The 25,252-nt window shown below is 68.7% G+C and carries 25 protein-coding genes; 12 read left to right on the plus strand and 13 right to left on the minus strand.

The annotated features are described in order from the left end of the window. The first annotated feature begins 89 nt into the window (after positions 1 to 89). Entirely contained in the window at positions 90 to 2,879 is a 2,790-nt protein-coding gene (locus BEMPMBAN_RS24085; RefSeq protein WP_159233786.1) for an MMPL/RND family transporter, read from the plus strand. Between the two features lie 21 nt (positions 2,880 to 2,900). On the opposite strand, the gene BEMPMBAN_RS24090 is transcribed toward BEMPMBAN_RS24085, so the two are convergent. Beyond that, the gene (locus tag BEMPMBAN_RS24090; protein ID WP_159233787.1) at positions 2,901 to 3,404 is read right to left on the minus strand and encodes a CGNR zinc finger domain-containing protein; all 504 of its coding nucleotides are present in this window, start codon (positions 3,402 to 3,404) and stop codon (positions 2,901 to 2,903) included. An 86-nt stretch (positions 3,405 to 3,490) separates the two neighbouring features. On the opposite strand from BEMPMBAN_RS24090, the gene BEMPMBAN_RS24095 reads away from it, so the two are divergent. Next, positions 3,491 to 4,354, plus strand: coding sequence for an alpha/beta fold hydrolase (locus BEMPMBAN_RS24095; RefSeq protein ID WP_159233788.1), 864 nt, complete (start codon positions 3,491 to 3,493; stop codon positions 4,352 to 4,354). A gap of 96 nt (positions 4,355 to 4,450) precedes the next feature. Continuing rightward, positions 4,451 to 5,605: an AI-2E family transporter gene (locus BEMPMBAN_RS24100; RefSeq protein WP_159233789.1), complete on the plus strand. Its 1,155-nt coding sequence runs from the start codon at positions 4,451 to 4,453 to the stop codon at positions 5,603 to 5,605. Positions 5,606 to 5,647: 42 nt separating this feature from the next. Here the strand turns inward: BEMPMBAN_RS24100 and BEMPMBAN_RS24105 are convergent, their stop codons facing one another. The 4 genes from BEMPMBAN_RS24105 to sdhC form a co-directional block, all read right to left on the minus strand. Then, positions 5,648 to 6,427, minus strand: coding sequence for a succinate dehydrogenase iron-sulfur subunit (locus BEMPMBAN_RS24105; protein ID WP_159233790.1), 780 nt, complete (start codon positions 6,425 to 6,427; stop codon positions 5,648 to 5,650). Between the two features lie 4 nt (positions 6,428 to 6,431). Next, positions 6,432 to 8,225 carry a succinate dehydrogenase flavoprotein subunit gene (gene sdhA / locus BEMPMBAN_RS24110; RefSeq protein ID WP_159233791.1) on the minus strand — a complete coding sequence of 598 codons (1,794 nt, stop codon included), beginning with the start codon at positions 8,223 to 8,225 and terminating at the stop codon, positions 6,432 to 6,434. A 12-nt stretch (positions 8,226 to 8,237) separates the two neighbouring features. Further along, positions 8,238 to 8,657 carry a succinate dehydrogenase hydrophobic membrane anchor subunit gene (locus BEMPMBAN_RS24115; protein WP_234897675.1) on the minus strand — a complete coding sequence of 140 codons (420 nt, stop codon included), beginning with the start codon at positions 8,655 to 8,657 and terminating at the stop codon, positions 8,238 to 8,240. Between the two features lie 62 nt (positions 8,658 to 8,719). Continuing rightward, entirely contained in the window at positions 8,720 to 9,157 is a 438-nt protein-coding gene (sdhC, locus tag BEMPMBAN_RS24120) for a succinate dehydrogenase, cytochrome b556 subunit (protein WP_159233792.1), read from the minus strand. A gap of 237 nt (positions 9,158 to 9,394) precedes the next feature. Here sdhC and BEMPMBAN_RS24125 point away from each other — a divergent pair, with 237 nt between their 5' ends. Genes BEMPMBAN_RS24125 through BEMPMBAN_RS24135 form a run of 3 tightly spaced genes read left to right on the plus strand, consistent with a single transcriptional unit; the run spans position 9,395 to position 12,202 of the window. After that, positions 9,395 to 9,802, plus strand: coding sequence for a cytidine deaminase (locus tag BEMPMBAN_RS24125; RefSeq protein ID WP_159233793.1), 408 nt, complete (start codon positions 9,395 to 9,397; stop codon positions 9,800 to 9,802). Then, on the plus strand, positions 9,799 to 11,103 hold the full coding sequence (locus BEMPMBAN_RS24130; RefSeq protein ID WP_159233794.1) for a thymidine phosphorylase: 1,305 nt from the start codon (positions 9,799 to 9,801) through the stop codon (positions 11,101 to 11,103). Before BEMPMBAN_RS24125 ends, BEMPMBAN_RS24130 begins: the two co-directional genes overlap by 4 nt. A 10-nt stretch (positions 11,104 to 11,113) precedes the next feature. Then, positions 11,114 to 12,202 (plus strand): adenosine deaminase, encoded by a 1,089-nt coding sequence (locus tag BEMPMBAN_RS24135; RefSeq protein ID WP_159233795.1) that lies wholly within the window; start codon positions 11,114 to 11,116, stop codon positions 12,200 to 12,202. 89 nt (positions 12,203 to 12,291) lie between these two features. On the opposite strand, the gene satS is transcribed toward BEMPMBAN_RS24135, so the two are convergent. Beyond that, positions 12,292 to 13,542, minus strand: coding sequence for a protein export chaperone SatS (satS, locus tag BEMPMBAN_RS24140; protein WP_159233796.1), 1,251 nt, complete (start codon positions 13,540 to 13,542; stop codon positions 12,292 to 12,294). Positions 13,543 to 13,665: 123 nt separating this feature from the next. Here satS and BEMPMBAN_RS24145 point away from each other — a divergent pair, with 123 nt between their 5' ends. Further along, entirely contained in the window at positions 13,666 to 15,504 is a 1,839-nt protein-coding gene (locus tag BEMPMBAN_RS24145) for an AMP-dependent synthetase/ligase (RefSeq protein WP_159233797.1), read from the plus strand. Positions 15,505 to 15,508: 4 nt separating this feature from the next. Here the strand turns inward: BEMPMBAN_RS24145 and BEMPMBAN_RS24150 are convergent, their stop codons facing one another. Continuing rightward, positions 15,509 to 15,694, minus strand: a complete 186-nt coding sequence (locus tag BEMPMBAN_RS24150) for a hypothetical protein (protein WP_159233798.1) — start codon at positions 15,692 to 15,694, stop codon at positions 15,509 to 15,511. A 36-nt stretch (positions 15,695 to 15,730) separates the two neighbouring features. Further along, positions 15,731 to 16,069, minus strand: a complete 339-nt coding sequence (locus BEMPMBAN_RS24155) for a hypothetical protein (protein WP_234897671.1) — start codon at positions 16,067 to 16,069, stop codon at positions 15,731 to 15,733. 133 nt (positions 16,070 to 16,202) lie between these two features. On the opposite strand from BEMPMBAN_RS24155, the gene BEMPMBAN_RS24160 reads away from it, so the two are divergent. Next, on the plus strand, positions 16,203 to 16,580 hold the full coding sequence (locus tag BEMPMBAN_RS24160) for a hypothetical protein (protein WP_159233799.1): 378 nt from the start codon (positions 16,203 to 16,205) through the stop codon (positions 16,578 to 16,580). Positions 16,581 to 16,584: 4 nt separating this feature from the next. Here BEMPMBAN_RS24160 and BEMPMBAN_RS24165 read toward each other — a convergent pair whose 3' ends face one another. Together BEMPMBAN_RS24165 and BEMPMBAN_RS24170 are read right to left on the minus strand one after the other, a co-directional pair. Then, a complete protein-coding gene (locus tag BEMPMBAN_RS24165) occupies positions 16,585 to 17,682 on the minus strand; it encodes a C40 family peptidase (protein ID WP_159233800.1) in 1,098 nt (365 codons plus the stop codon). Further along, a complete protein-coding gene (locus BEMPMBAN_RS24170) occupies positions 17,682 to 17,978 on the minus strand; it encodes a type VII secretion target (RefSeq protein WP_234897672.1) in 297 nt (98 codons plus the stop codon). Before BEMPMBAN_RS24170 ends, BEMPMBAN_RS24165 begins: the two co-directional genes overlap by 1 nt. Before the next feature lie 64 nt (positions 17,979 to 18,042). Here BEMPMBAN_RS24170 and upp point away from each other — a divergent pair, with 64 nt between their 5' ends. Beyond that, positions 18,043 to 18,666 carry a uracil phosphoribosyltransferase gene (gene upp, locus BEMPMBAN_RS24175; RefSeq protein ID WP_159233802.1) on the plus strand — a complete coding sequence of 208 codons (624 nt, stop codon included), beginning with the start codon at positions 18,043 to 18,045 and terminating at the stop codon, positions 18,664 to 18,666. Positions 18,667 to 18,692: 26 nt separating this feature from the next. On the opposite strand, the gene BEMPMBAN_RS24180 is transcribed toward upp, so the two are convergent. Beyond that, entirely contained in the window at positions 18,693 to 20,309 is a 1,617-nt protein-coding gene (locus BEMPMBAN_RS24180) for a phospho-sugar mutase (RefSeq protein WP_234897673.1), read from the minus strand. A gap of 90 nt (positions 20,310 to 20,399) precedes the next feature. Further along, complete coding sequence (locus BEMPMBAN_RS24185) at positions 20,400 to 20,873, minus strand: MarR family winged helix-turn-helix transcriptional regulator (RefSeq protein ID WP_159233803.1); 474 nt, start codon at positions 20,871 to 20,873, stop codon at positions 20,400 to 20,402. Between the two features lie 79 nt (positions 20,874 to 20,952). On the opposite strand from BEMPMBAN_RS24185, the gene BEMPMBAN_RS24190 reads away from it, so the two are divergent. Continuing rightward, on the plus strand, positions 20,953 to 22,119 hold the full coding sequence (locus BEMPMBAN_RS24190; RefSeq protein WP_159233804.1) for an AbrB family protein: 1,167 nt from the start codon (positions 20,953 to 20,955) through the stop codon (positions 22,117 to 22,119). Here BEMPMBAN_RS24190 and BEMPMBAN_RS24195 read toward each other — a convergent pair. Next, positions 22,065 to 22,856, minus strand: coding sequence for a purine-nucleoside phosphorylase (locus BEMPMBAN_RS24195; RefSeq protein WP_234897674.1), 792 nt, complete (start codon positions 22,854 to 22,856; stop codon positions 22,065 to 22,067). The genes BEMPMBAN_RS24190 and BEMPMBAN_RS24195 overlap by 55 nt on opposite strands. A gap of 40 nt (positions 22,857 to 22,896) precedes the next feature. On the opposite strand from BEMPMBAN_RS24195, the gene BEMPMBAN_RS24200 reads away from it, so the two are divergent. Beyond that, complete coding sequence (locus tag BEMPMBAN_RS24200) at positions 22,897 to 24,075, plus strand: M20 family metallopeptidase (protein WP_159233806.1); 1,179 nt, start codon at positions 22,897 to 22,899, stop codon at positions 24,073 to 24,075. Then, entirely contained in the window at positions 24,072 to 25,244 is a 1,173-nt protein-coding gene (locus tag BEMPMBAN_RS24205; protein ID WP_159233807.1) for an amidohydrolase, read from the plus strand. Before BEMPMBAN_RS24200 ends, BEMPMBAN_RS24205 begins: the two co-directional genes overlap by 4 nt. The last annotated feature ends 8 nt before the right edge of the window (positions 25,245 to 25,252 follow it).

Consider the following 25,252-nt stretch of genomic DNA (forward strand, 5'->3'; position numbering starts at 1 on the left):
TCCCGACCTCGTTGGTTCCCTTCCGGGCGTCCGCATCTTGTGATACAGATTGTCATTGTAGACACAATGTCAGTAACCGGAAGGTTGCAGTGCCCACCTCGCTCAGTCGGCTCATCACGCGTCGGCCACTCCTCGTGGTCGCGGCCTGGCTGCTGGCGGCAACCCTGGGCAACCTGGCTGTACCGCAGCTCGAGGAAGTGGTACACGACCAGTCCCGCAGCTTCTTCCCTATCGACGCCCCGGCGAGCGTGGCTGCCGAGCGGATGGGCGAGGTGTTCGGGGATGCCGACACCAACAACGTCGCCTATGTGGTGCTCGAGGGTGATCGGCCGCTCGGGCCCGCCGACGAGGCCTACTACGGCGCGCTGCTCGACGCGTTGCGCTCCGACACCGCACACGTCCGCTCCGTGCTGGACCTGTGGTCCCAGCCGATGGCCGCAACGGTGGTCGAGAGTGACGACGGTCGCGCGGTATCGGTGATGCTGCGGCTGGCCGGTCAGCTCGGCAGCGCCGAGGCGAACGATTCGGTTGCCGCGGTGCGTGCCGCCGTGGCGCGGTCACCGGCACCGTCGGGTCTGCATGCCTATGTCACCGGCCCCGGCGCCACGTTGGTCGACGAGTTCCGGTCGATCGATTCCCAGATGGTGCTGATCACTGGCGTCACCGTCGGCCTGATCGCGTTGTTGCTGCTGATGGTCTATCGATCTGTCTGGGCCGCGGCGATCCCGCTGGCCGCCGTCGGCCTGTCCCTCGCTGTCGCCCGCCCGGTGGTCGCGGCCCTCGGAGGCGCTGGAGCCGTGGAGATCTCGCTGTTCTCCGTCGCGCTGATGTCGGCGATGGTGCTCGGCGCCGGCACCGACTACAGCATCTTTCTGCTGGCGCGCTACCACGAACACCGGCGCGTAGGAGTTCGGAGCGACGATGCTCTCGTCGGTGCCTACCGCAGCGTCGCACCGGTGATCCTGGCGTCGGCGCTGACCACCGGCGCCGCATTGGCGTGTCTGGTGTTCACCGATGTCGGCATGCTGCGCAGCGCGGGAATACCTTGTGCTATCGGCATTCTCACCACCATGGTGGCGTCGCTGACGCTGATGCCTGCGCTCGTGACGCTCGGTGGGCGGCGAGGGTTGCTGGAACCGCGACGTTCGGCGACGCGTCGACGGTGGCGCCGGGTGGGCACTGTGGTCACCCGGTGGCCCGGCCCGGTGGTGGTGGTTGCCGCAGCGGCGTTGCTGGTGTGCCTGCTGCCGCTGCTCGGGATGCGGTTGAGCTTCAGCGAGATCGACGCCCAACCTGCCGGCACCGAGTCCAACCTCGGGTATCAGGCGATGGACCGGCACTTCGATCCGAACGCTCTGTTGCCCGAGATCGTCGCCGTCGAAGCCGATCGCGACTTGCGCAATCCGTCCGGTCTGATCGCGATCGAGAAGGTGTCGCGACAGCTGATGAAGGTCGCAGGGGTGCGGTCGGTACAGTCGGCCAGCCGCCCTGCCGGGCGCTTACCGGACGAGGCCAGCATCACTTACCAGGCCGGGTTGATCGGCGAGCGCTTCGATAGGACTGCGGATTCCCTTTCTGCTCAGTTGGATTCGGCCGACAACAGCCAGCAGACACTGACCAGGTTGAGCAGCGCGATCGACCAGCTGGAACGCGGAATGTCCGGGGGTGTGGCGGGAATGGACCAGGTCGGCGACGGTGCGGCCGACCTACGGTCAGGCATGCAGACGCTCAGCGACAACGCCGTCACCGTGGCGGCTTACCTGGATCCGCTGCGCGAATTCGTCGGTCGGACACCACATTGCCCGATGAACCCGATATGCGCCCCGGTGCAGAACATGCTCGATCCAGTCGACGGGATGCTGCGCGGTGCCGGACAGGCCGACGGTGCCACCGCCAAGTTCACCGACGGGACCGAGCAGGCCTCGGCCGGCCTCGCCGATGCCACCGACGCTCTGGCCGCCATGCGGTCCACGGTGACCGAACTGCGTCAGCTCGTCGGCACGCTGACCGCCACGGTGGACACGATGGCGCCGCAGATACGCGAGCTGACCGAGTACCTGACCATGATGCGCACCGATTTCGCGGGCACCGGAGAAGGTGGGTTCTACCTCCCGCAGCAGACTCTCGACGATCCGCGCTACCAGATGCTGCTGCCGCTGTTGTTCTCCGCCGACGGTCACGCCACCCGGATGCTCGTCTACGCAACGGGTGACGTGTGGGGTGCCGACGGCGCTGACCGGGCCGCCCAGATCGAACAGGCCGTGCGCGACGCTGACAAGGACGGAGTTCTGGCCGGCGCCACCGTGCTCGTCAATGGCGTCGGATCGGCGACCGAGGATCTGCAGGGCTTCGTCGCAAGCGATTTCACGTTCCTGGCCGTCGTGACGCTGGCGCTGGTGCTGTTGATCGTGACGGTGATGTTGCGCAGCCCGGTGGCCGGCCTTGCGGTGGTGGCGACCGTGGTGCTGTCGTTCGGTTCCGCGCTGGGGTTGAGTGCGCTGATCTGGCAGCACCTGCTCGGCCACGACCTGCACTGGGCGGTCCCGGCGATGGCGTTCATCGCGTTGGTCGCGGTCGGCGCGGACTACAACCTGCTTCTGGCGGCGCGGCTGAAGGAGGAGGCCGTCGCTGGGATGGGGACCGGGCTGATCCGCGCCTTCGGCGGGACCGGGGGAGTAGTCACGACGGCGGGAATCGTGTTCGGTCTCACCATGTTCGCGATGTTGAGCAGTGACGTGCGCACCATCGCGCAGGTCGGGTCGACGATCGGCATCGGGCTGGTCCTCGACACGCTGATCGTAAGGACGTTGGTGGTGCCCGCGATCGCCGCCCTGCTCGGCCGCTGGTTCTGGTGGCCGGCCCGGCCGATGTGGCGCTGAGATCGCACGCAGGTGTGACAGTCAGTCGCGGCTGCGGCGATAGTGCCGCCGGGCCTTCATCCGATTGCCGCAGATCGCCATCGAGCACCAGCGGGCGGTGTTCGGCTTGCTGCGGTCGATGAGGAACAGCTGACACTCGGTGTTGGCGCACGGCCGCAGCCGGCCCGGGCTGCGGATTCGCAGGCCGTCCCACGCTACGACGGCGCGCACCGCGCCCTGGGCGGTGTCGAGCCGCCAGTCCACTCCTGCGTCACCTGCCGTCGGGACCAGGCGGACGTCGTCGAGAAACGACTGCAGGGTCGCTGCTGACCGGTTGCCGCGGATGACTGCCTGCAGCGCCGTACGGGCCTCGGTGAGCCCCTTCCATTCCGACCGGGTCAGCGCGACGCCGTGTGCGCTCATCCACGGGGATGCGGCAGCGAGGTCGCCGAGGGTGTCCGTCGGCACACCGTCGATCACCGGCGTGGTGTTGAGCAGGTCGAGCAGGAACGCCTCGTCGTCGGCGGTCGTCGCGTACAGATCCATAACTAACCTCCAAAAGCCTATTGACAGGTTACACCTCCTCGGGTTCACTGATGACTAACCGTAAAAAGACAATTTAGGAGTTAGACATGTCCGCTGTGCATCACCGCTACCAGGCCGTCGCCGGGCGCCAGATCTTCTACCGCGAGGCCGGCCGGCCGGATGCGCCGGCCCTGGTACTGCTGCACGGATACCCGACCAGCTCGTTCATGTTCCGCAACCTGATCCCGCAGCTGTCCGACCGATACCGGGTGATCGCGCCCGACTTCCTCGGCTTCGGTCAGTCGGATGCCCCCGCGGTCGAGGAGTTCGACTACACCTTCGACGCACTGGCCGACGTCACCGCCGGGCTGCTGACCCAGCTGGGTGTCTCGCGGTACGCGATGTACGTGCAGGACTACGGCGCGCCGGTCGGCTGGCGGCTGGCGCTGCGTGACCCGGAGGCCATCACCGCGGTGATCACCCAGAACGGCAACGGCTACGACGCCGGTTTCGTGGACAGCTTCTGGGCGCCGGTGTGGGACTACCACCGCGAGCAGACCCCGCAGACCGAGGAGGCGATGCGTGGGGCGCTCAGCCTCGAGGCCATCCGGTGGCAGTACCTCACCGGTGTGCCGGACGAGAGCCTGGTCAGCCCGGACACCTGGCACCACGACTTCGCTCTGGTCTCTCGGCCCGGAAACGACGCGGTCCAGCTCAAGCTGTTCCTCGACTACGCCACCAACCCGACGCTCTATCCCGCGCTGCACGACTACCTGCGCACCAGCGAGGTCCCGGTGCTGGCAGTCTGGGGCGAGAACGACCAGATCTTCGGGCCGGACGGCGCCCGGGCATTCGCCGAGGACGCCGTCGACCCGGAGATCCATCTGCTCGACGGCGGCCACTTCCTGCTGGAGAGTGCGCTCGCTGACGTAACCGCCCTGATCCGCGACTTCCTGTCCCGGCGGTTGTAGCGATTTCGGCGTACTTCGTCACGCTGACCGTCACGCTGACCGTGACCGTCTACGCCGAAATCGCTGAAGCGGCCGCGGGGCGGGTAGAAGTGACGGGTGGACGATCAGACATCTGAAGTTTCCGCCCGCGGGCCGGTCTACAGTGCCCATCTCCGGTGGAGCGCGACGGTGGCGGTGCAGTTGGTGGCGGTGGCGGTGGCGCTGTGGGTGCTTGCCTGGGTGCTCGGCAAGACGTGGGTGATCGTGCTGCCGGTGCTGCTGGCGGTGATCGTGTGCACCGTGCTGTGGCCGCCGGTGCGGTGGCTGCGAAGCAAGGGCCTACCGCCGGCGGCGGCGGTACTGGCCGTTCTGGTGATGGCAGTCGGTGTGATCGCCGGTGTGGTGTCGGCCGTGGCGCCGGCGATCGTGAACCAGTCCGGCGAGCTGGCCGAACAGGCCACGGCGGGCATCGTTCAGGTGCGCGACTGGCTCGGCGGTCCGCCACTGAACATCAGTGAGGCTCAACTGAATTCAGCGGTGGAGGCGATCAACGACACTCTCAACTCGAGCAGTGCTCAGATCGCGTCGGGACTGTTCACCGGGGTGGGGGCGGCGACCTCGGCTCTGGTGACGTTGTTCACGACGATCGTCGTCACGTTCTTCCTGCTCAAGGACGGTCCGCAGTTCGTCCCGTGGTTGCGTCGCGCGGTGGGCAGGCCGGCCGCGTCCCATGTCGCGGAGCTTCTCGAGCGTGTCTGGTCGACGCTCGGTGGCTTCATTCGCACCCAGGCACTGGTGAGCCTGGTCGATGCGGTGCTGATCGGGATCGGCCTGGTGATCCTCGGTGTGCCGTTGGCCTACGCGCTCGCGATCATCACGTTCATCGGTGGCTTCGTGCCGATCGTCGGAGCGTTCGTCGCGGGTGGTCTCGCGGTGCTGGTGGCCCTGGTCGCCAACGGTCCGGTCAACGCACTCATCGTGCTGGGGATCATTCTTGCGGTGCAGCAGTTCGAGGGCAATGTCCTGCAGCCGTGGTTGCAGTCCAAGTCGATGAAGTTGCATGCGGTGCTCGTGCTGCTCGCGGTGACCCTGGGCGCCACGGCCTTCGGGGTCATCGGTGCGTTCCTGGCCGTGCCGGTGGCCGCCGCGTTGGCGGTGGTGCTGCGGTACTACGACGAGCAGGTCAGCCTGCAGGCCACTGAGGCAGACGACCCCGACCACGACGACCCCGAGTCCGCCGGAACTGTATTCCAGGAGGAAAAGGCCGAGTGACGACGTGCTGGAATACCGTTCCGGCGGAAGGGAGTCGGGACGTCAGCGGGCGAACATCAGCGCGCGCTTGACCTCTTGGATCGCCTTGGTCACCTGAATGCCACGGGGGCAGGACTCCGTGCAGTTGAACGTGGTCCGGCAGCGCCACACCCCGTCGACGTCGTTGAGGATGTCCAGCCGCTCGGCCGCCGCCTCGTCGCGGCTGTCGAAGATGAACCGGTGGGCGTTGACGATCGCCGCCGGCCCGAAGTAGGACCCCTCGCTCCAGTACACCGGGCAGCTGGTGGTGCAGCACGCGCACAGGATGCACTTGGTGGTGTCGTCGTAGCGGGCCCGGTCGGTCTGGCTCTGGATCCGTTCGCGCGTCGGCTGATTGCCGCTGGTGATCAGGTACGGCTTGACCGCGCGGAAGGCGTCGAAGAACGGCTCCATGTCGACGACCAGGTCCTTCTCCACCGGCAGGCCGCGGATCGGCTCGATCGTGATCGTCAGCTGCTTGGACGCCTTCTTGGGCAGCATGTCGCGCATCAGCACCTTGCACGCCAAGCGGTTGACGCCGTTGATGCGCATCGCGTCGGATCCGCACACGCCGTGCGCACACGACCGCCGGAACGTCAGCGTGCCGTCGAGGTACCACTTCACGTAGTGCAGCAGGTTGAGCAGCCGATCCGACGGCAGGCACGGCACCCGGAAGCTCTGCCAGCCGGCGGCGTCAGGGTCCTCGGGGTTGAATCGCGCGATCTTCAGCGTCACCATCACCGCGCCCTCGGGCACCGGCGGCAGTTCGGGATCCTTGGTCTGGGGTTCCAGCGTTGCAGTCATCGGGTCAGTACTTCCGTTCCATCGGCTCGTACCGTGTCTGGACCACCGGCTTGTAGTCCAGCCGGATGTCGCTGAGGAGGTCCGAACCTGAGTTGGTCCCCCCAGTCGCTTCGCTCCCACCCCTCGGGACCTTGTAAGCCATCGTGTGTCGCATGTAGTTGGTGTCGTCGCGGTTGGGATAGTCCTCACGCGCGTGCCCGCCGCGGGACTCCTTGCGGTTGAGCGCCCCGGCCACGGTGACCTCGGCGAGCTCGAGCAGAAAGCCCAGTTCGATCGCCTCCAGCAAGTCGCTGTTGTAGCGCTTGCCCTTGTCCTGCACCGTGATTCGCGAGTACCGCTCTTTGAGGGCATGGATGTCGGTCAGCGCCTGCTTGAGGGTTTCCTCGGTGCGGAACACCGCGGCGTTGTTGTCCATCGACTGCTGCAGCGCGCCGCGGATGTCGGCGACGCGTTCGTTGCCGTGTTCGGAGAGGATGTCGCCAACCCAGCCGGTCACCATCGAGGCCGGCTCGGCGGGCAGGTCGACGAAGTCGTGGCCGCGGGCGTAGTTGGCCGCGGCGATTCCCGCGCGCCGGCCGAACACGTTGATGTCGAGCAGCGAGTTGGTGCCCAACCGGTTCGCCCCGTGCACCGACACACACGCGCATTCCCCGGCGGCGTACAGGCCGGGAACGATGGTGGTGTTGTCGGACAGCACCTGACCGTTGACGGTCGTCGGGATGCCCCCCATCACGTAGTGACAGGTCGGGTACACCGGGACGAGCTCCTTGACCGGGTCCACACCGAGGTAGGTGCGGGCGAACTCGGTGATGTCGGGCAGCTTCGCCTCGAGCACGTCGGCGCCCAGATGGCGGACGTCGATGTAGACGTAGTCCTTGTTGGGGCCGGCGCCGCGGCCCTCGAGCACCTCGAGCACCATCGAGCGGGCCACGATGTCGCGTGGTGCCAGGTCGACGATCGTCGGCGCGTAGCGCTCCATGAACCGTTCCCCGTCGCCGTTGAGCAACCTGCCGCCCTCACCGCGCACGGCCTCGGAGATCAGGATGCCCAGGCCGGCCAAGCCGGTCGGGTGGAACTGGTGGAACTCCATGTCCTCCAACGGAAGTCCCTTGCGGAACACGATCCCCAGGCCGTCGCCGGTGAGGGTGTGGGCGTTGGAGGTGGTCTTGTACATCCGGCCGGAACCGCCGGTGGCGAACACGATCGCTTTGGCGTGGAACACATGGATGTCGCCGGTGGCCAGTTCGTAGGCGATGACGCCGGTGGCGACCGGGCCGGACTGGGTCTCGGTCAAGGTGATGTCGAGCGCGTAGAACTCGTTGAAGAACTCCACGTTGTGCTTGACGCAGTTCTGGTACAGCGTCTGCAGGATCATGTGGCCGGTGCGGTCGGCGGCATAACAGGCACGACGCACCGGGGCCTTGCCGTGATCGCGGGTGTGCCCGCCGAACCGGCGCTGGTCGATGCGACCCTCGGGGGTGCGGTTGAACGGCATCCCCATCTTCTCCAGGTCGAGCACCGCGTCGATGGCCTCCTTGGCCATGATCTCCACGGCGTCCTGGTCGGCCAGGTAGTCGCCGCCCTTGACGGTGTCGAAGGTGTGCCACTCCCAGTTGTCTTCTTCAACGTTGGCCAACGCCGCGCACATGCCGCCCTGGGCGGCACCGGTGTGACTGCGGGTCGGGTACAGCTTGGTCAGCACCGCGGTGCGGACCCGCGGACCGGCCTCGACGGCGGCGCGCATCCCGGCGCCGCCCGCGCCGACGATGACGACGTCGTAGCGATGTTCAACAATCATGTGAGCTCCCGGTCAGGCGATCGTCGCGTCGAAGGTCAGCAGCACATAGGTGCCCAGCACCAGCGTGAACGCCATCGACAAAGCCAGTAAGGCGTTGAGCCAGAACTTCGTGGAGTCCTTGCGGCTGTAGTCGGCGATGATGGTGCGCATTCCGTTGCCGCCGTGCAGTTGTGCCAGCCACAGCAGCAGCAGGTCGTAGGTCTGCCAGAACGGCGACGACCAGCGCTGCGCGACGTAGTTGAAGTCGATGCGGTACACGCCGCCGTCCCACATCAACATGATGAACAGGTGCCCGAGAGCCAGGAAGACGAGCACGACGCCCGAGAACCGCATGAACAGCCAGGTGTACTTCTCGAAGTTGGGCATTCCGCTGCTGCGGCGTGGCGCACGCGGATTGTCCAGGCCGGGCGGACGGTCGTAGCTGCGTTGCATCACCGGCGCGGGGCCGCCGCGGTCGCTGATGTGGTCGTAGGGGTTCTCGCCCAGGCCGGCGCTCACAGGAACCGCTCCGCCATGTGCATGCCGATGACCCCCAGTGAGGCGACGAAGACGGCGATCCAGACGCCCGCGACGACCCACAGCATCTGCCGCTGGTACTTGGGTCCGTGCTGCCAGAAGTCGATCAGGATGATGCGCACCCCGTTCAGCGCGTGGTAGAGGACCGCGGCCACCAGTCCGATCTCCATCAGCCCGATCAGCGGGGTCTTGTAGGTCTCGATGATCTGGTTGTAGGCCTCCGGGCTGACCCGCACCAGCGCGGTGTCGAGCACGTGGACGAACAAGAAGAAGAAGATGGTCGCGCCGGTGATGCGGTGGAGCACCCACGACCACATACCCGGATCGCCGCGGTAGAGGGTCCATCTCCGCGATTGGGTACGCGGAGCGGGTACTTCCTCGCTACCGGGTGTCAGACTCGGTGTCTGAGTGCTCATCTGGCCTCCAACGCCATCGGTGGACGCTCGGGGCGGTGGTCCAGTGGCTCCGACAGGCGTGGCCCGGACCGCTGCCCCTAACCTCGGGGCGACTCTAAACCCACTTCTACTGCTAATCGAACTACCGTGTAGCCGATCAGGACGCGCAATTCGCAAAGTTAGGTGTACCTATCCAGAAAGCGTCGTCGACGGGCGAGGTTTCGGAATGCATTCAGAAATATCTTCAGGGGGACTGTGGTGACCGTGGCTGTTGATTGGAAAGCATTGCGGGCCAAGGCAATCGAAGCGTCGTCGGCGGCTTATGCGCCATATTCGGGCTTCCCGGTGGGGGCAGCGGCACTGGTGGACGATCACCGCATGGTGGCCGGCTGCAATGTGGAGAATGTCTCATATGGCCTAGGTCTCTGTGCCGAGTGTTCTGTGGTCTGCGCCTTGTATTCCAGCGGCGGTGGACGGCTGGTCGCACTGGCGTGTGTGGACGGGGCGGGCAACACGTTGATGCCCTGCGGGCGGTGCCGCCAAGTGCTCCTCGAGCACGGTGGACCCGACATGCTCATCGACCACCCTCATGGGCCGCGCACGCTGTCCGAACTGTTGCCCGACGCGTTCGGCCCCGACGACCTGGCCCGGGTGACGAAACCATGACGGTGTTCGATGCGCCGACCGTGATCCGGACCAAGCGCGACGGCGGGGTGCTGTCCGACGACGCCATCGACTGGGTGATCGACGCCTACACCCACGACCGTGTCGCCGACGCACAGATGTCGGCGCTGCTGATGGCGATCTTCCTGCGCGGTATGACGACCGCCGAGATCGCCCGGTGGACGGCCGCCATGGTCGACTCGGGGGAGCGCCTCGACTTCCGTGATCTTCGGCGCGGCGGCAAGCCGTTGGCGTTGGTGGACAAGCACTCCACCGGCGGCGTCGGCGACAAGATCACGATTCCGCTGGTACCCGTCATCATGGCCTGTGGCGCGGCGGTGCCGCAGGCCGCGGGGCGCGGACTCGGCCACACCGGGGGCACCCTGGACAAGCTGGAGGCCATCCCCGGCTTCACCGCCGAGATCTCCAAAGTCCAGATCCGCCAACAACTCTGCGACCTGGGTGCGGCGATCTTCGCCGCGGGCGAGCTGGCCCCCGCCGACCGCAAGATCTACGCGCTGCGGGACGTCACCGGCACCACCGAGTCGCTGCCACTGATCGCCAGCTCGGTGATGAGCAAGAAGATCGCCGAGGGCACCCGTGCGTTGGTTCTCGACTGCAAGGTGGGTTCGGGGGCATTCCTGGCCACCGAGGCCGAGTCCCGGGAGCTGGCCCGCACGATGGTCGATCTGGGTACCGAGCACGGGCTGCTGACCCGCGCGCTGCTCACCGACATGGAGGCCCCGCTGGGACGCACCGTCGGCAACGGCGTCGAGGTCGTCGAATCTTTGGAGGTGCTCGCCGGCGGGGGACCCGACGACGTCGTCGAGCTGACGCTGGCGCTGGCCCGCGAGATGCTCGACGCCGCGGGGGTCGACGGGGTCGACCCGGCCCAGACGTTGCGGGACGGGTCCGCGATGGATCGGTTCCGTGCGCTGGTCGCCGCCCAGGGCGGCGACGTCAGCATGTTGTTTGCCGAGGCGTTACCCATCGGTGCGCACAGCGAGACCGTGACGGCCACGCGGGGTGGCACGATGGGCGATATCGACGCGATGGCGGTGGGGCTGGCGGTGTGGCGGCTCGGAGCGGGCCGCTCCGAGCCGGGCCAGCGGGTGCAGGCGGGCGCCGGGATGCGCGTCCACCGTAAGCCGGGCGAACCCGTCGCCGCGGGGGAACCGCTGTTCACCCTCTACAGCGACACCCCGGAGCGGTTTCCCGCGGCGCTGGCCGAACTCGATGGCGGATGGAGCGTCGGTGACGCACCGCCGGTGACCCGGCCGCTGATCATCGCCCGCATCACGTGAGGAGCAACTCATGACGACACCACTGATGTTGGACACCATCCGGCAGGCGCCCAAGGCGCTGCTGCACGACCACCTCGACGGCGGGTTGCGGCCCGCGACGGTGCTGGAGCTGGCCGAGGAGCACGGATACGACGCGCTGCCCGCCACGGACGCGGAGGCGCTCGCGACGTTCTTCCGCACCGCCGCGCACAGCGGATCGCTGGTGCGCTATCTGGAGCCGTTCGCGCACACCGTCGGCGTCATGCAGACCCCCGAGGCGCTGCACCGGGTCGCCTTCGAGTGTGTCGAGGACCTGGTCGCCGACAACGTCGTCTACGCCGAGATCCGGTTCGCCCCCGAGCTGCACATCGACGGGGGACTGTCGCTGGACGCCGTTGTCGACGCGGTGCTCGCCGGCTTCGCCGACGGGGAGAAGGCCGCCGCTGCCGACGGCCACCCGGTCGTGGTGCGTTGTTTGGTCACCGCGATGCGGCACGCCGCCCGATCGCGTGAGATCGCCGAGCTGGCGATCCGGTTCCGGGACAAGGGCGTGGTGGGGTTCGACATCGCCGGAGCCGAGGCGGGCTATCCACCGACCCGGCACCTGGATGCCTTCGAGTACATGCGGGGCAACAACGCCCGATTCACCATCCACGCCGGTGAGGCCTTCGGTCTGCCGTCGATCCACGAGGCCATCGCGTTCTGCGGGGCCGACCGGCTCGGCCACGGGGTGCGCATCGTCGACGACATCGAAATGGGCGCCGACGGTTCGGCCCGGCTGGGCCGGTTGGCGTCGCTGTTGCGGGACAAACGGGTTCCGTTCGAGATGTGCCCGAGCTCCAACGTGCAGACCGGCGCGGTGGGCAGCATCGCCGAGCACCCGTTCGACCTGCTGGCGCGGCTGCGCTTCCGCGTCACCGTGAACACCGACAACCGGTTGATGAGCGACACCTCGATGAGCCTGGAGATGCTGCGCCTGGTCGAGGCGTTCGGTTACGGGTGGAGCGACCTGGAGAGGTTCACGATCAACGCGATGAAGTCGGCGTTCATCGCGTTCGACGAACGGCTGGCGATCATCGACGAGGTGATCAAGCCGCGCTACGCCGTGCTCATCGGTTGATGGCACCTCGTGCCGCGAGCGTGCGTGTCTGCACGCCGCCGCGCCGCAAACCGTGGCATTCCGCGCACGCTCGCCGGCGGCGAACGCGCTTACTCCTGGCGCAGCCTGGACTCGACGAACGTCTCCAGCGACTCCCACTGCGCGACCGCGTCGGCGTACGGCGGGCTCGGCCGGGCGACCGACTGGGGATCGAGCGCGTAGGCGATCACCTGACCCAGCGGCGCGTCGGGCGCGAGCTTGGCGTCGACGCTGGTGTCCTCGGCGTAGTCGCCGACGTCGCGTAGCAGCTCCACTGCCAGCGCCAGCTGGTCGCGGTCGAGGCTGTCGGGGCCCTCGGCCAGCTCCTCGACGATGTCGGTCAGCACGTAGACGTTGTCGTCGGTGACCTCGACGCTCAGCGAACCGTCGGTGGCTGCGGTCCGGATGTCGTCGTAGGTGGCGAGGTCGGACAGGTCGTGGTCGTGTTCGTCGGCCAGGTAGCGGGCCAGCGCCCGCTCGGATCCGAACACGCTGATGCGCCCGTTGCGGCCCAGGAAGATCGGCTGGTCGTCGAGGTAGCAGCGCAGGGTGAACGAGGTGCCGCTGCGGGTCATGATGCGCACCGGGTCGATGCCCACCCGCTGCCAGAAGTCCTCGTCGTCGCCGAGCACCCGGGTTTCGGCGACGGCGGTCAGCTCGTCCGACTCCTCTTCGGTGTCGACGAGGTCGTCGATGACGACCTCGTCCTCGTCGGGTTCCGGCGCCGGCTCGTCGAGCTCGGCCTGGGCCTTCTCCGCGGCGGCCTTGTCGACCTCGGGGGTGGTGATGATCTCGTCGATCGCCTCGACCACCTTGTCCCAGCCGCGCGCGATGATCTTCGCGATGTCGGCCCAGCGCTTGCGTCCGGCCCGCCCGGCGAACGCCTCCGCGCCCCCGCCGACGGTCCCGAGCACCGGGTTGCCGTTGAAGAACTTGGTGACCGACGGCAGCTCGCAGACCGTACCGATGGACGACACCACCGCCAGCGCCTGGTGCAGTTCTGCGACGTTGTCGTCGGTGGGCTTGTCGGCGAGCAGTTCCTCGAAGCCGGCGAGGTCGTGCGTGTGGCTCTCGGTGGGGTCCAGCTTGTGGGCGTTGGCCTCGGTCAGCTTCTGCCACGCCGGGTGGTCGACGATGTCGTTGTCGGTGTTGGTCCGCACGAAGGCCACCAGGTCGGCGACCGAGTCGAACACGTAGAGGTCCTCGTCCTTGCCGAGGAAGGCTTCCCAATCGTCGCCGTCGGCGCGCCACCGCGGCGCCCACAACGTGTACACGTCGCCCTTGGTCAGCCTGAGCCGGATCGGCACGATGTCAGCAGCCATGCGGCACAGCCTAACCATCGGACCCGCGAGCCAGTCCGGCTGCTCACCAGTGGAACGATCCCCGGCGCTCCGGCTCTACGTGTTTCCCCCGAATCCGGTCACCGGGGTGCCTAGGCTGGGTGTGTGGAGAGGCTGCGCGCGGTCGACACGGCCGCCGACCTCGGCAAGCTCGACAATCCGGCGCCGTCGGTGGCCCGATTGTTCCTCGACCGTGTCGCCGCCACCCCGCGCGGCGAGGCGTTCCGTTTCCCCACCGATGGCAGCTGGACGAGTGTCACCTGGCAGCAGGTCGGTGACCGCGTCCACTTCATCGCCGCCGGTTTGATCGCGCTGGGGATCGCCCCCGAAGACCGGGTCGCGCTGGCGTCGTCGACGCGCTACGAGTGGGTGCTGGCGGACTTCTCCGTGCTGTGCGCGGGCGCCGCGACCACCACCTTGTATCCGACGACGAATGCCCGCGACGTCGCATTCATCGTCGCCAACTCCGGAAGCCGCATCGTCATCGCCGAGGACCAGACACAGGTCGACAAGCTGCTGGAGCGGCGCGCCGAGCTACCCGACGTGGAGAGGGTCGTGATCGTCGACGGGGAGGGCGACGGCGAGTTCGTGATCACGCTCGACCAACTCGAGAAACTCGGTACGCAATTGCTCGTCGACTCTCCCGACGTCATCGAGCAACGCGTCGACGGCATCCGCCCCGAACACCTGGCCAGCATCATCTACACCTCGGGAACCACCGGCCGCCCCAAAGGGGTGCGGCTTCCGCACAGCGCGTGGACCTACACCGCTGCGGCCATCGACGCACTCGGCATCCTGCGCGCCGACGATCTGAACTTCCTGTGGCTGCCGCTGGCGCACGCGTTCGGCAAGGTGATGCTCGCGCTGCCGTTGACGATCGGTTTCCCGACGGCGATCGATGGCCGGGTGGACAGGATCGTCGAGAATCTCGCGGCGGTGCATCCGACGTTCATGGCGGCCGCCCCGAGGATCTTCGAGAAGGCGCACGCCCGGATCCAGGGCATGATCGCCGACGAGGGCGGGATCAAGAAGCGGATCTTCGACTGGGCCATAGGCGTCGGGATCCAGGCCTCCGAGGCCAGGGAGGCGGGAAGGAGTCTGTCTCCGCTGCTGTCTGTGCAGCACGCGCTCGCGGACCGGCTGGTGTTCTCGACGATCCGGGAACGCTTCGGCGGCCGGCTCCGGTTCTTCGTCTCCGCGGCCGCGCCGCTCAACCACGATCTCGCGCAATGGTTCGACGCCGTCGGCATCATCGTGCTTGAGGGCTACGGTCTCACCGAGACGGCGGCAGCATCATTCATCAACCGCCCCAACGCCTATCGATTCGGCACCGTCGGGCTGCCCTTCCCCGGTACCGAGGTCAAGATCGCCGACGACGGCGAGATCCTGCTGCGAAGCCCGGGTGTGATGACCGGCTACCACGACCTGCCCGAGGCCACCGCCGAAGCGCTCGATGCGGACCGCTGGTTCCACACCGGTGACATCGGCACGATCGACGACCAGGGCTTCCTGCGCATCACAGACCGGAAGAAGGATCTGTTCAAGACCTCGCAGGGAAAGTACGTCGCGCCGTCGGCGATCGCCGCGGCATTCAAGGCCATCTGCCCGTACCTGAGCGAGATGATCGTCTACGGCGAGCAACGCCCCTACTGCGTGGCGCTGGTGAGCCTGGACAGCGAGGCGATCACCGACTGGGCCGTCAAGAACGGCTTGGAGGACAGGTCGTTCACCGAGATCGCGCAGCACGACTCGACGCGCGAGTTGATCGCCGGTTACATCAACACGCTCAACGAACAACTCAACCGCTGGGAGCAAGTCAAGAGGTTCGCGATTCTCGATCGCGAATTGTCCATCGAGGCAGGCGATCTCACTCCCAGCCTGAAGGCCAAGCGCAATGTCATCGTGAAGAACTTCGCCGACACCCTCGCGGGTCTCTACGACTGAGCCGTCACTCCCGCGAGATCGGAGGCTGCGGCGGCTTGCCGGGCTCGGCCCCGACCACCAGCGCATACGCCTGTGCCAGGTGAAGAACCCCGGCTGTCGACCCACTCTTCGGCGCGGCACTCGTGATCGCCTTCAACAGAGCCTCGGCGGCCTCGTCGGCCAGCGCAGCCAACTCGGTGCGGTCAGCCATGTCTCGGTGTCCTTCCGGTGCACCGGGATGCTGTGCTCATTTGTCCACGTCGTCGGATTTGCGCAGTGTTCGGTCGGCGCTGTGTACGACGCTGCGCAGGAACTCGTACTGCGTGGTGACGAGTCGGTCGGCCATGTCCAGGGCCGCGTCGATCACGGTCTCCCGGCGCGACGGGTGGTCGTCCTTCGCCGGCAGTGCCTCATCGACGGTGTCGACGAACTGGCGCACCGCCTCAATTGCGGCCCGCTGGCCGGCTTCGACGGATTTGAGCACGTCGTCGGACAACCCAGCCGCGCGCTCCACCACCGTGTGGACGGTGCTCGCGGTCGAGTCGGGTTCTTTGGCGGCAGTGCTCTCGCCGGTGGTTTTTGTCATGACGCGCTCCTGGTCTCGGATTCGGTGTGTGCACTTGAGAATCCGCTCGTCGGGTGGGCCGCAACAAGGGTCTTTCGACTCCCCTTTGACGCATCGAGCCTCACGTCGGCGGCGACTTGGGCAGAATCCGGGTATGACGAATGGCCGAGGCATGGCGGTGGCAGGCATCATCGGTGCGGCGGTGCTGGCAGCGGTGCTGCTTGTCCCGGCGATGCGGGCGGGCGCTGACCAGCCTTGGCTGGGCGCGGTGATCATGATCGTGCCGGTCGCGGCGCTGCTGACCGTCACCGGTCTGAGGCACTACGGACCGTGGCGCTCGCTGGGGGTCGCGGTGGTGGTGACGCTGGTGGCCGGCGGCGTCAGCTGGCTTGTTTCGATCTTCACGCTGGTAGGGGCGTTGAGCGGTGCTGGTGTGGGACTTGTCTGGGCGCTGCTGCTCTTCGTCACGCCGGTGATATCAGTGCTGGCGCTGGGTGCGTTGGCGCTGCGTCTGCTGCCGACGGGGAAGTAGACAGTCAAGCCGTAGGCCGCCAGAACCCCTGGAAACCCTGCCCGGCGTTGGCGGTCCTGACCGGGGACAGCTGCACCGGGTCACCGGCCTCGACCATCATGCCGTTGCCGACGATCATCGCGACATGGCCGTCCCACACCGCAAGATCACCCGGACGCAACGAGCCGGGGTCGACCGTCGCACCGATGTCCTGCTCCTGGGCTAGCCGCGGAATGCTCAGGCCCGCTTCGTGATACGCCCACTGGGTCAGGCCGCTGCAGTCGAGCCCGACGCCGGGGGTGGTGCCTCCCCACAGGTAGGGCACCCCGAGTTGGGTCAGCGCATGTCGGACGGCGCCGGCCGCGACCGCGTTCGGTGCCATCACCACGGTGCCGTCGGGCAGTCGTACCGCCACCCCCTCGCCGAACGCCGCCGCGTCCGCGGTCTCTGCCATGTCCGGGCGGGTGAACGCGGCCATGTCGGCCGAGCCGCCGGCCCCGCTCCACCCCGGCGCACCCAGCGGGGCGCCACCCCCGCCGCCGAAGCCCGAGCCCATCCCCGAGCCCATCGCCGGGGCGCCGCCGAATCCGGCCGGAGCGGTGGCGGCCGGGGCGGCGGGCGCGTGGGGAGCCAGGGCGGCCGCGTGCCCGTCCAGTTCGGCAAGCAACTCCTCGACGACCGTCACCGCTTCGGCCAACGCGTCGCGCGCCTCGGTCAACAGCTTCTCGGCGACGCCGGGGGAGTCCAGGTGCGGTTCCAGCGCGCCGGCGCGCGCTTCGAACTCGTCCACGATCGCCTGCAGGCGACGGTGCGCCGCCGCTACCGACTCCGCGGCCCGGCCCGCCGTGACGCCCAGCCCCGCCGCCCGCTCGGTGGCTTCGTCGATCGCCGCGGTTGTTGTCGCCGCGAACTGGGCGGCGGCGTCGGATCCCGCGCCCGACCATTCGCCCGACGTGCGCTGCCAGGCCTGTGCGGCGGAGTGCGCCACGTCGGCCAGCATGTCCCGCGTGGCGGCCAACCCCGCGGCGGGGTCGGCCGCTGGATCACCGGACCATCCGGGACCGACCAGCGCCTGCACCCGGCGAATCGGCGTGGACAACGCCGTGATCAGCGCGCTGGGCATCACCAGTCCCCGGCGAGCCGGGCTCCGGCGGCGTCGTCGGCGCTCTCGTAGGCCTGTGCGGTGGCCTGGGCCACGGGGTGCGCCGCCGCGACGGCGGTGCCGAGATCGGTGATGGTGCCGGCCTCCCGGTCGATCGCTCGGGCCAGGGCAGCCTGGAACCGGGCGCCGACCGGTCCGAGCCCCGCGGCGGCGCCGGCGTCCAGGGCGGTCAGCCGCGCGACGACCGCCTGAAGGTCGGCCGCGTGGCCCGCCGAGGCCGACCCGTAGGCGCGGATGAACTCGGTGTCTGCAGACAAGCGCGCGACCATAGAAGTTAGGACGCCGGGAAAGGCCGATCGGTTCCCATTAGGGTCAGGGTCCATGGACGTGCGCGTTGTGGACCATCCGCTGGCCGCGGCGCGGCTGACCACCCTGCGTGACGAGCGCACCGACAACGCGGTGTTCCGGGCGGCGCTGCGCGACCTGACGCTGATGCTCGTCTACGAGGCGACCCGCGAGCTGGCGGTCGATACGGTCGCCGTCCGCACGCCGATGGCCGACACCGCAGGAACGAAGCTGGCCAACCCGCCCCTGCTGGTGCCGGTGCTGCGGGCCGGGCTGGGCATGGTGGATCAGGCGCACGCGCTCATCCCCGAGGCCCGGGTGGGGTTCGTCGGTGTGGCCCGCAACGAGGAGACCCATCAGCCGACGCCCTATCTGGAGTCGCTCCCCGAGGATCTCAGCAGGCAGCCGGTGATCGTGCTCGACCCGATGCTGGCCACCGGCGGCTCGATGGTGCACGCCATCGAACTGCTCTACGCCCGTGACGCCGTCGACGTCACCGCTATCTGTGTCGTAGTCGCCCCGGAAGGGATCGCCGCGGTCGAGAAGGTGGCGCCGCGATTGCGCTTGTTCACCGCCAGTATCGATTCGGGTCTCAACGACATCGCCTACATCGTCCCGGGTCTCGGCGACGCCGGGGACCGGCAGTTCGGCCCACGCTGACCTCCCGCCGTTCCGGCGGGGGTCGACTACGCCCACTGGGGTACTTCCGCGGCGAGCGCGCTCTGTGATTTCTCCGCCCGCGCCCTGGCAGCGGCCAGTTCCCCGGTGCACCGGACTTCGATGTAGGACTTCAGTTTCGGTTCGGTCCCAGAAGGGCGCGTCACCACCCGCACCGTCGCCGTGTCATCGCCGCCGGTGAAGACCAGCGCATCGGTGCGTGGTTGCAGGTCGGTGACGCTGACGTCGAAGCCCGCCAGTGACACCGGGGCGTGGCTTCGTAGCCGGGCCATCACCTCGACGGCCTCCTGCGGCGAGCCGACCCTGCGGGTGACGGCGGTGGTGGTGTGCACGCCGTGGCGACGAGCCAGGTCGTCGAGGGCGTCGAGCACCGTGCGTCCCCGATCACGCAGTGCGACAACAAGATCGCAGGCCAGCACCGCGGTGCTGATCCCGTCCTTGTCGCGGACCGCGGCGGGGTCCACGCAGTGCCCGATCGCCTCCTCGTAGGCGTACACCAGCGTTCCGTCGAGGTCGTCGGCGCGCGCCAGCCACTTGAACCCGGTGAGCGTTTCGACGTGGCGCGCTCCATGATCGGCGGCGATGCTTGCCAGCATCCGCGACGACACCACGGTGCTGGCCACCACCGCGGCGCCACTGCGGTGTGTCGACAGGATGTAATCGCCGAGCAGCCAACCGGTTTCGTCGCCGGTGAGCATCCGCCAGCCGGCCGGGGTGGGCACCCCGACCGCGCACCGGTCGGCGTCGGGGTCCAGTGCGACGGCGATCTCGGCATCGATGTCGGCGGCCAGTGCGAGCAGTTGGTCGGCGGCGCCGGGTTCTTCCGGGTTCGGGAAGGTGACGGTCGGAAAGTCCGGATCCGGCGCGAACTGGCTCTCGACGACGTGCACATCGCCGAAACCGGCCAGTGCCAACGCATCCAGGGCGAACTCGCCGCCCACCCCGTGCATGGGTGTCAGCGCCACCCGCACCGACCCGCTGGTGCGGCGGACGGTCGCGGCGCGTTCGAGGTAGCTGCGCACCTGCTCGACGCCGTCGTGGTCGACGGGGGTGCGGGGGATCTGGTCGGCGGGCGGTGCGGCCGCGATGGCGTGCTCGATGTCACGGTCGGTGGGTTCGACGATCTGCAGCCCGCCGGCGGCGTACACCTTGTAGCCGTTGTCCGAGGCCGGGTTGTGCGACGCGGTGATCTGCACACCCGCGGCCGCGCCGATGTTGCGCACGGCGAACGCCACAACGGGAGTGGGGACCGGGCAGAACATCAGTGAGACGGAAAACCCCTGAGCGGCAAAGACTTCAGCGGAAGCTCGGGCGAACTCCGCGGAACGGTGCCGCGCGTCGTAGCCGACCACGATGGCCGAACCGGGGGAGTGGTCGCCGAGCACCTGAGCCACCCCCCAGGTCGCCCGCAACACCACGGCCAGGTTCATCCCGTTGGGCCCGGCGCGCAGCGGACCGCGCAGGCCGGCGGTGCCGAACGTCAGCGGCCGAGCGAAGCGGTCGGCGAGGTCGTCGTCGTCACAGGCGGCGAGCTCGGCGGCTGAGGCAGGGTCGGGGTCGTGGGCGACCCATTCGGCGACGGCGGCGGACAGCTCGGTGTGCACGGCCATGAGCATGGCAGACATGCCCGCCTTGCCCAGTACGAGCGAAAGATTCGGTCGTCGGACAGTTGTGCTAACCAGGCTCCGAAGGTTTCGCTCGAGGTGGGCAGCGGGTCAGTCGTCGCTGGCCGCGAGATGCAGCCGGGCGGGCTCGGCCTCGGCCAGCTTGCGCAATATCGGCGCCACCAGCATCAGCAGGTCGAACTCCAGCGGCGACAACGTGTCGCGCATGGTGTCGCGCAGCCACGCGTCGCGCTCGGCACGGTCGGTGTTCAGCAGCGCTGCGCCCGCGGCGGTCAGCTCGACCAGTTGTCGGCGGCGGTCGGTGTCGTCGGGCCGACGGGCGATCAGTTTCCGGGCCTCGAGCTCGTTGAGAGAGTCCGTCAGGGACTGGACCCGCACCTGCATCCGTACCCCCAGCTCGGCCGGTGTGGTGACCTCGGCCCGGCCGATCTCGCCGAGCAGCTGCATCTGGCTCAGCGTCAGCCCGTTGTCGGGCCGGTGCCTGCGCATCTGCCGGGCGACGGCCATCACCGACTCCCGCAACTCGGTGGCCGCCGAGGACGCAGAGGAAACGTTGTCAGCCATTACCAAGTTATACCTTGGCAACAGAACAAAGATCACGTGATTGAGATCTTGAAATGACAAGCGCATACTTGGCATCGGAATGCGACGAATACTTCGGTGGGTGCTGCTGGCGGCGGTGACGGTTGCCGCGACGGTGCCGTTGACCCTCCTCGGTGTGCCCTCGGCCGCGCTGTTCGCGGCGTTGGTCGTGGGCATCGTGCTGGCGCTGCTGGCCGCCGCGCCGGTGGGCGTCCCGCGCAGGCTCGGTGTGGCCGCCCAGGGCGTGCTCGGCGTCTACATCGGCACGATGGTGCACGAGGACGCTCTCGCCGCGCTGGGCGGTGACTGGCCCGTCGTCGTCGGTATTGCCGTCGCGACGCTTGCGCTCAGCGTCGGAGCCGGCGCGCTGCTGGGCCTGCACCGCGACGTCACCCCGCTGACCGGATCGCTTGCGCTGGTGGCCGGCGGCGCCTCCGGGCTGGTGGCCATCGCGCGTGAACTCGGCGGTGACGACCGCGTCGTTGCCGTCGTGCAGTACCTGCGGGTGGCGCTGGTGACCGCGTCGATGCCCGTCGTCGTCACGCTGATCTACCACGCGGACAGATCCCGTCCCGACGCCGCAACCGCGCCCGGCGACCAGACCTCGTGGTCTGATGTCGCCGCCGGGGCGGCTCCGTGGTCTGATGTCGCCGCCGGGGCGGCTCCGTGGTACCTCAGCATCGCCATGGTGATCGTCCTGGTGCTGGTCGGCGGCACCGTGGGCAAGCTGATCCGGCTGCCCGGGGCCGGGTTGCTCGGGCCGCTGGCGTTGACGGTCGCGCTCGAGGTCAGCGGTCTGACGTTCGGCTTGTCGGTGCCCGTTCTGCTGGTCCAGGTGGGCTATCTGCTGATCGGCTGGCAGGCGGGACTGGCGTTCACCCGCGACGCGCTGCGCACCGTCGGGCGGCTGCTGCCGGCCGCGATCGGCCTGATCGTCGTCCTCACGGTGGCGACCGCGGGCCTGGGGGTGCTGCTGGCCCGCGTCACCGGACTGAGCCTGCTCGAGGGCTACCTGGCGACCAGTCCCGGCGGCGTGTACGCCGTGCTGGCCACCGCGGTCGAGACCGGATCCAACGTCACGTTCATCATCGCCGCCCAGGTGGTGCGGATCCTGCTGATGCTGTTCGCCGCGCCGTTGCTGGCCCGCGCAGTGATGCGGCTGAGCCGCCGAAGTCAGAGACGAGCGATCACCGAGGACAGCAGCGAGCCCATCCGGGTGGCCGACTGACGACCGGCCTCGAGCACCTCGGCATGGCTGAGCGGCTCGCCGGTCATGCCGGCCGCCAGGTTCGTCACCAGCGAGATGCCCAGCACCTGGGCGCCGGCCGCGCGGGCGGTGATGGTCTCGTGCACGGTCGACATGCCGACCAGATCGGCGCCCAGCGTCCGCAGCATCCGGATCTCCGCCGGCGTTTCGTAGTGCGGACCCGGCAGGCCGGCGTAGACGCCGTCGGCCAGCGTCGGTTCGATCTCGCGGGCGATGGCCCGTAGCCGCGGCGAATACGCGTCGACCAGGTCCACGAACTCGGCGCCCACCAGCGGCGAGCGCGAGGTGAGGTTCAGATGGTCGCTGATCAGCACCGGTTGGCCTACCGCGTAGTCGGGCCGCAGTCCGCCCGCGGCGTTGGTCAGCACCACGGTGTGCACGCCCGCCGCGCAGGCGGTGCGCACCGGATGCACGACATGGCGCAGGTCGTGACCCTCGTAGGCGTGGATCCGGCCGACGAGCACCAGCACCCGATGCGCGCCGACGTGCAGCGACAGCACCTGGCCGCGGTGGCCCTGTGCGCTGGGCGGAGTGAAGCCGGGGAGCTCGCCCATCGGGACGACGGCGGTCGCGTCGCCGAGTTGTGATGCCGCTGGCGCCCATCCGGAGCCGAGCACCACGGCGATGTCGTGTGCGTCGACGCCGGTCCGTTCGGCGAGGGCGTCCGCTGCGCGCTGTGCGTGCTCGGCCGGGGTCACGCCCCGCAGCTTAGTTCGCCGGCAGTGAGATACTGCCAGCATGCCCACCGCCGCGCCGTCCCGCGTCGAGGACGCAGTGAACCGACGCCGCGGCGACCTGATCGAGCTCTCCCACTCCATCCACGCCGAGCCTGAGCTGGCGTTCAACGAGCATCGCAGCTGCGCCAAGGCCCAGGCGCTCGTCGCCGAGCGCGGCTTCGACATCACGCCGAATGCGGCGGGTCTGGACACCGCGTTCCGCGCCTCCTACGGCAGCGGCCCGCTGGTCGTCGGCATCTGCGCCGAGTACGACGCGTTGCCCGAGATCGGTCACGCGTGCGGGCACAACATCATCGCGGCCTCGGCCGTCGGCACCGCGCTGGCGCTCGCGGAGGTCGCCGACGAGCTCGGCCTGACGGTGGTGCTGCTGGGCACACCCGCCGAGGAGGCAGGTGGGGGCAAGGCGCTGATGCTGCAGGCGGGCGTGTTCGACGACATCGCCGCGACGGTGATGTTGCATGCCGGACCCATCGATATCGCGGCCGCGCGGTCGCTGGCGCTGTCGGAGGCGACGGTCCGCTACCTCGGGCGGGAATCACATGCCGCCGTCGCCCCGTACCTGGGGATCAACGCCGCCGACGCCGTCACCGTGACGCAGGTGGCGATCGGACTGTTGCGCCAGCAGTTGGCGCCGGGGCAGATGATGCACGGCATCGTCACCGACGGCGGTCAGGCGCCCAACGTCATCCCGGCGCGCGCCGAGATGCGCTACGCGATGCGCGCGACGGACTCGGAGTCATTGCGCGAGTTGGAATCCCGGATGGCGGGGTGCTTCGCGGCCGGTGCCGTGGCGACCGGCTGCGAGCACGTCGTGACCGAGGCGGCCCCCGCGTACGCCGAATTGAAGCCCGATCCGTGGCTGGCCTCGGTGATGCGGGCCGAGATGGTGCGTGTCGGCCGCTCGCCGGTCGGTGAAGACGTCGAGGCGGCGTTGCCGCTGGGCAGCACCGACATGGGCAACGTGACCCAGGTGATGCCGGGGATCCATCCGATCGTCGGCGTCGAGGCCGGGGGCGCGTCGCTGCATCAACCGGCGTTCGCCGCCGCGGCGGCGTCCGCCAGTGCCGACACCGCGGTGGTCGAGGGGTCGATCATGCTGGCGCGCACAGTGGTGGCGTTGGCCTGCGATGACGCCCAGCGTGAGCGGGTGCTCGAGCTGCAGAAGAGGCGGGCCTCATGAGTTCGCTGGCGCACGCGGCCGCGCGCTGGCTGTCCGAGCACCACCACGAGATGGTCGGCTGGCGCCGGCACATCCATGCCAACCCGGAGCTCGGACGACAGGAGTTCGCCACCACGCAGTTCGCCGCGTCGCTGTTGGCGGACGCGGGGCTCAACCCCAAGGTGCTGCCCGGCGGCACGGGACTGATGTGCGATTTCGGCCCCGAGCACGGCCCGCGCATCGCGCTGCGCGCCGACATGGACGCCCTGCCGATGGCCGAGCGGACGGGGGCGCCGTACGCCTCGGTGGTGCCGGGTGTCGCCCACGCCTGCGGCCACGACGCGCACACCGCGGTGCTGTTGGGCGCCGGGTTGGCGCTGGCGTCGGCGCCGGAACTGCCCGTCGGCGTGCGGCTGATCTTCCAGGCCGCCGAGGAACTGATGCCCGGCGGCGCGATCGACGCGATCGCCGCCGGCGCGCTGACCGGGGTGTCGCGGATCTATGCACTGCATTGTGACCCCCGCCTGGCGGTCGGCAGGGTCGCGGTGCGGCCGGGGCCGATCACCTCGGCGGCCGATCAGATCGAGGTGACGATGCACTCGCCCGGCGGGCACACATCGCGTCCGCATCTCACCAGCGACCTGGTGTACGGGATGGGCACGCTGATCACCGGCGTGCCCGGGGTGTTGTCACGGCGCATCGACCCGCGCAACAGCACGGTGATGGTGTGGGGTGCGGTCAACGCCGGGGTGGCCGCGAACGCGATCCCGCAGACCGGCACCCTGTCCGGCACCATCCGCACGGCCAGCCGCGAAACCTGGCTCACGCTGGAAGGCATTGTCCGGGAGACGGTTTCGTCTCTATTGGCCCCGCTGGCGATCGAGCACACGGTGCTGTACCGGCGCGGCGTGCCGCCGGTGGTCAACGAAGAGGTGTCCACGCGGATCCTCACCCACGCCATCGAGGCGATCGGCCCGGACGTGCTGGCCGACACCCAGCAATCCGGCGGCGGCGAGGACTTCTCCTGGTATCTCGAAGAGGTGCCGGGTGCGATGGCGCGGTTGGGGGTGTGGAGCGGCCGGGGCCCGCAGCTCGACCTACACCAGCCGACGTTCGACCTCGACGAGCGCGCGCTGGGCGTCGGGGTGCGGTTGCTGGTCAACCTGATCGAGCACGCGTCGACGGCGTGACGCCGACA

It is taken from the genome of Mycolicibacterium austroafricanum, assembly GCF_902705885.1.
Classification (GTDB): domain Bacteria; phylum Actinomycetota; class Actinomycetes; order Mycobacteriales; family Mycobacteriaceae; genus Mycobacterium; species Mycobacterium vanbaalenii_A.

Excerpts from the sequence above, each read along its gene's own strand:
- BEMPMBAN_RS24090 (WP_159233787.1), bottom strand. The coding sequence starts at position 3,404 with ATGGATCTGTACGCGACGACCGCCGACGACGAGGCGTTCCTGCTCGAC.
- BEMPMBAN_RS24200 (WP_159233806.1), top strand. The coding sequence starts at position 22,897 with ATGCCCACCGCCGCGCCGTCCCGCGTCGAGGACGCAGTGAACCGACGC.
- BEMPMBAN_RS24135 (WP_159233795.1), top strand. The coding sequence starts at position 11,114 with ATGACGACACCACTGATGTTGGACACCATCCGGCAGGCGCCCAAGGCG.
- BEMPMBAN_RS24095 (WP_159233788.1), top strand. The coding sequence starts at position 3,491 with ATGTCCGCTGTGCATCACCGCTACCAGGCCGTCGCCGGGCGCCAGATC.
- upp (WP_159233802.1), top strand. The coding sequence starts at position 18,043 with ATGGACGTGCGCGTTGTGGACCATCCGCTGGCCGCGGCGCGGCTGACC.
- BEMPMBAN_RS24165 (WP_159233800.1), bottom strand. The coding sequence starts at position 17,682 with ATGCCCAGCGCGCTGATCACGGCGTTGTCCACGCCGATTCGCCGGGTG.
- BEMPMBAN_RS24190 (WP_159233804.1), top strand. The coding sequence starts at position 20,953 with ATGCGACGAATACTTCGGTGGGTGCTGCTGGCGGCGGTGACGGTTGCC.
- satS (WP_159233796.1), bottom strand. The coding sequence starts at position 13,542 with ATGGCTGCTGACATCGTGCCGATCCGGCTCAGGCTGACCAAGGGCGAC.
- sdhC (WP_159233792.1), bottom strand. The coding sequence starts at position 9,157 with ATGAGCACTCAGACACCGAGTCTGACACCCGGTAGCGAGGAAGTACCC.
- BEMPMBAN_RS24155 (WP_234897671.1), bottom strand. The coding sequence starts at position 16,069 with ATGACAAAAACCACCGGCGAGAGCACTGCCGCCAAAGAACCCGACTCG.
- BEMPMBAN_RS24130 (WP_159233794.1), top strand. The coding sequence starts at position 9,799 with ATGACGGTGTTCGATGCGCCGACCGTGATCCGGACCAAGCGCGACGGC.
- BEMPMBAN_RS24115 (WP_234897675.1), bottom strand. The coding sequence starts at position 8,657 with ATGCAACGCAGCTACGACCGTCCGCCCGGCCTGGACAATCCGCGTGCG.
- BEMPMBAN_RS24105 (WP_159233790.1), bottom strand. The coding sequence starts at position 6,427 with ATGACTGCAACGCTGGAACCCCAGACCAAGGATCCCGAACTGCCGCCG.
- BEMPMBAN_RS24185 (WP_159233803.1), bottom strand. The coding sequence starts at position 20,873 with ATGGCTGACAACGTTTCCTCTGCGTCCTCGGCGGCCACCGAGTTGCGG.
- BEMPMBAN_RS24180 (WP_234897673.1), bottom strand. The coding sequence starts at position 20,309 with ATGTCTGCCATGCTCATGGCCGTGCACACCGAGCTGTCCGCCGCCGTC.
- sdhA (WP_159233791.1), bottom strand. The coding sequence starts at position 8,225 with ATGATTGTTGAACATCGCTACGACGTCGTCATCGTCGGCGCGGGCGGC.
- BEMPMBAN_RS24205 (WP_159233807.1), top strand. The coding sequence starts at position 24,072 with ATGAGTTCGCTGGCGCACGCGGCCGCGCGCTGGCTGTCCGAGCACCAC.
- BEMPMBAN_RS24160 (WP_159233799.1), top strand. The coding sequence starts at position 16,203 with ATGACGAATGGCCGAGGCATGGCGGTGGCAGGCATCATCGGTGCGGCG.
- BEMPMBAN_RS24150 (WP_159233798.1), bottom strand. The coding sequence starts at position 15,694 with ATGGCTGACCGCACCGAGTTGGCTGCGCTGGCCGACGAGGCCGCCGAG.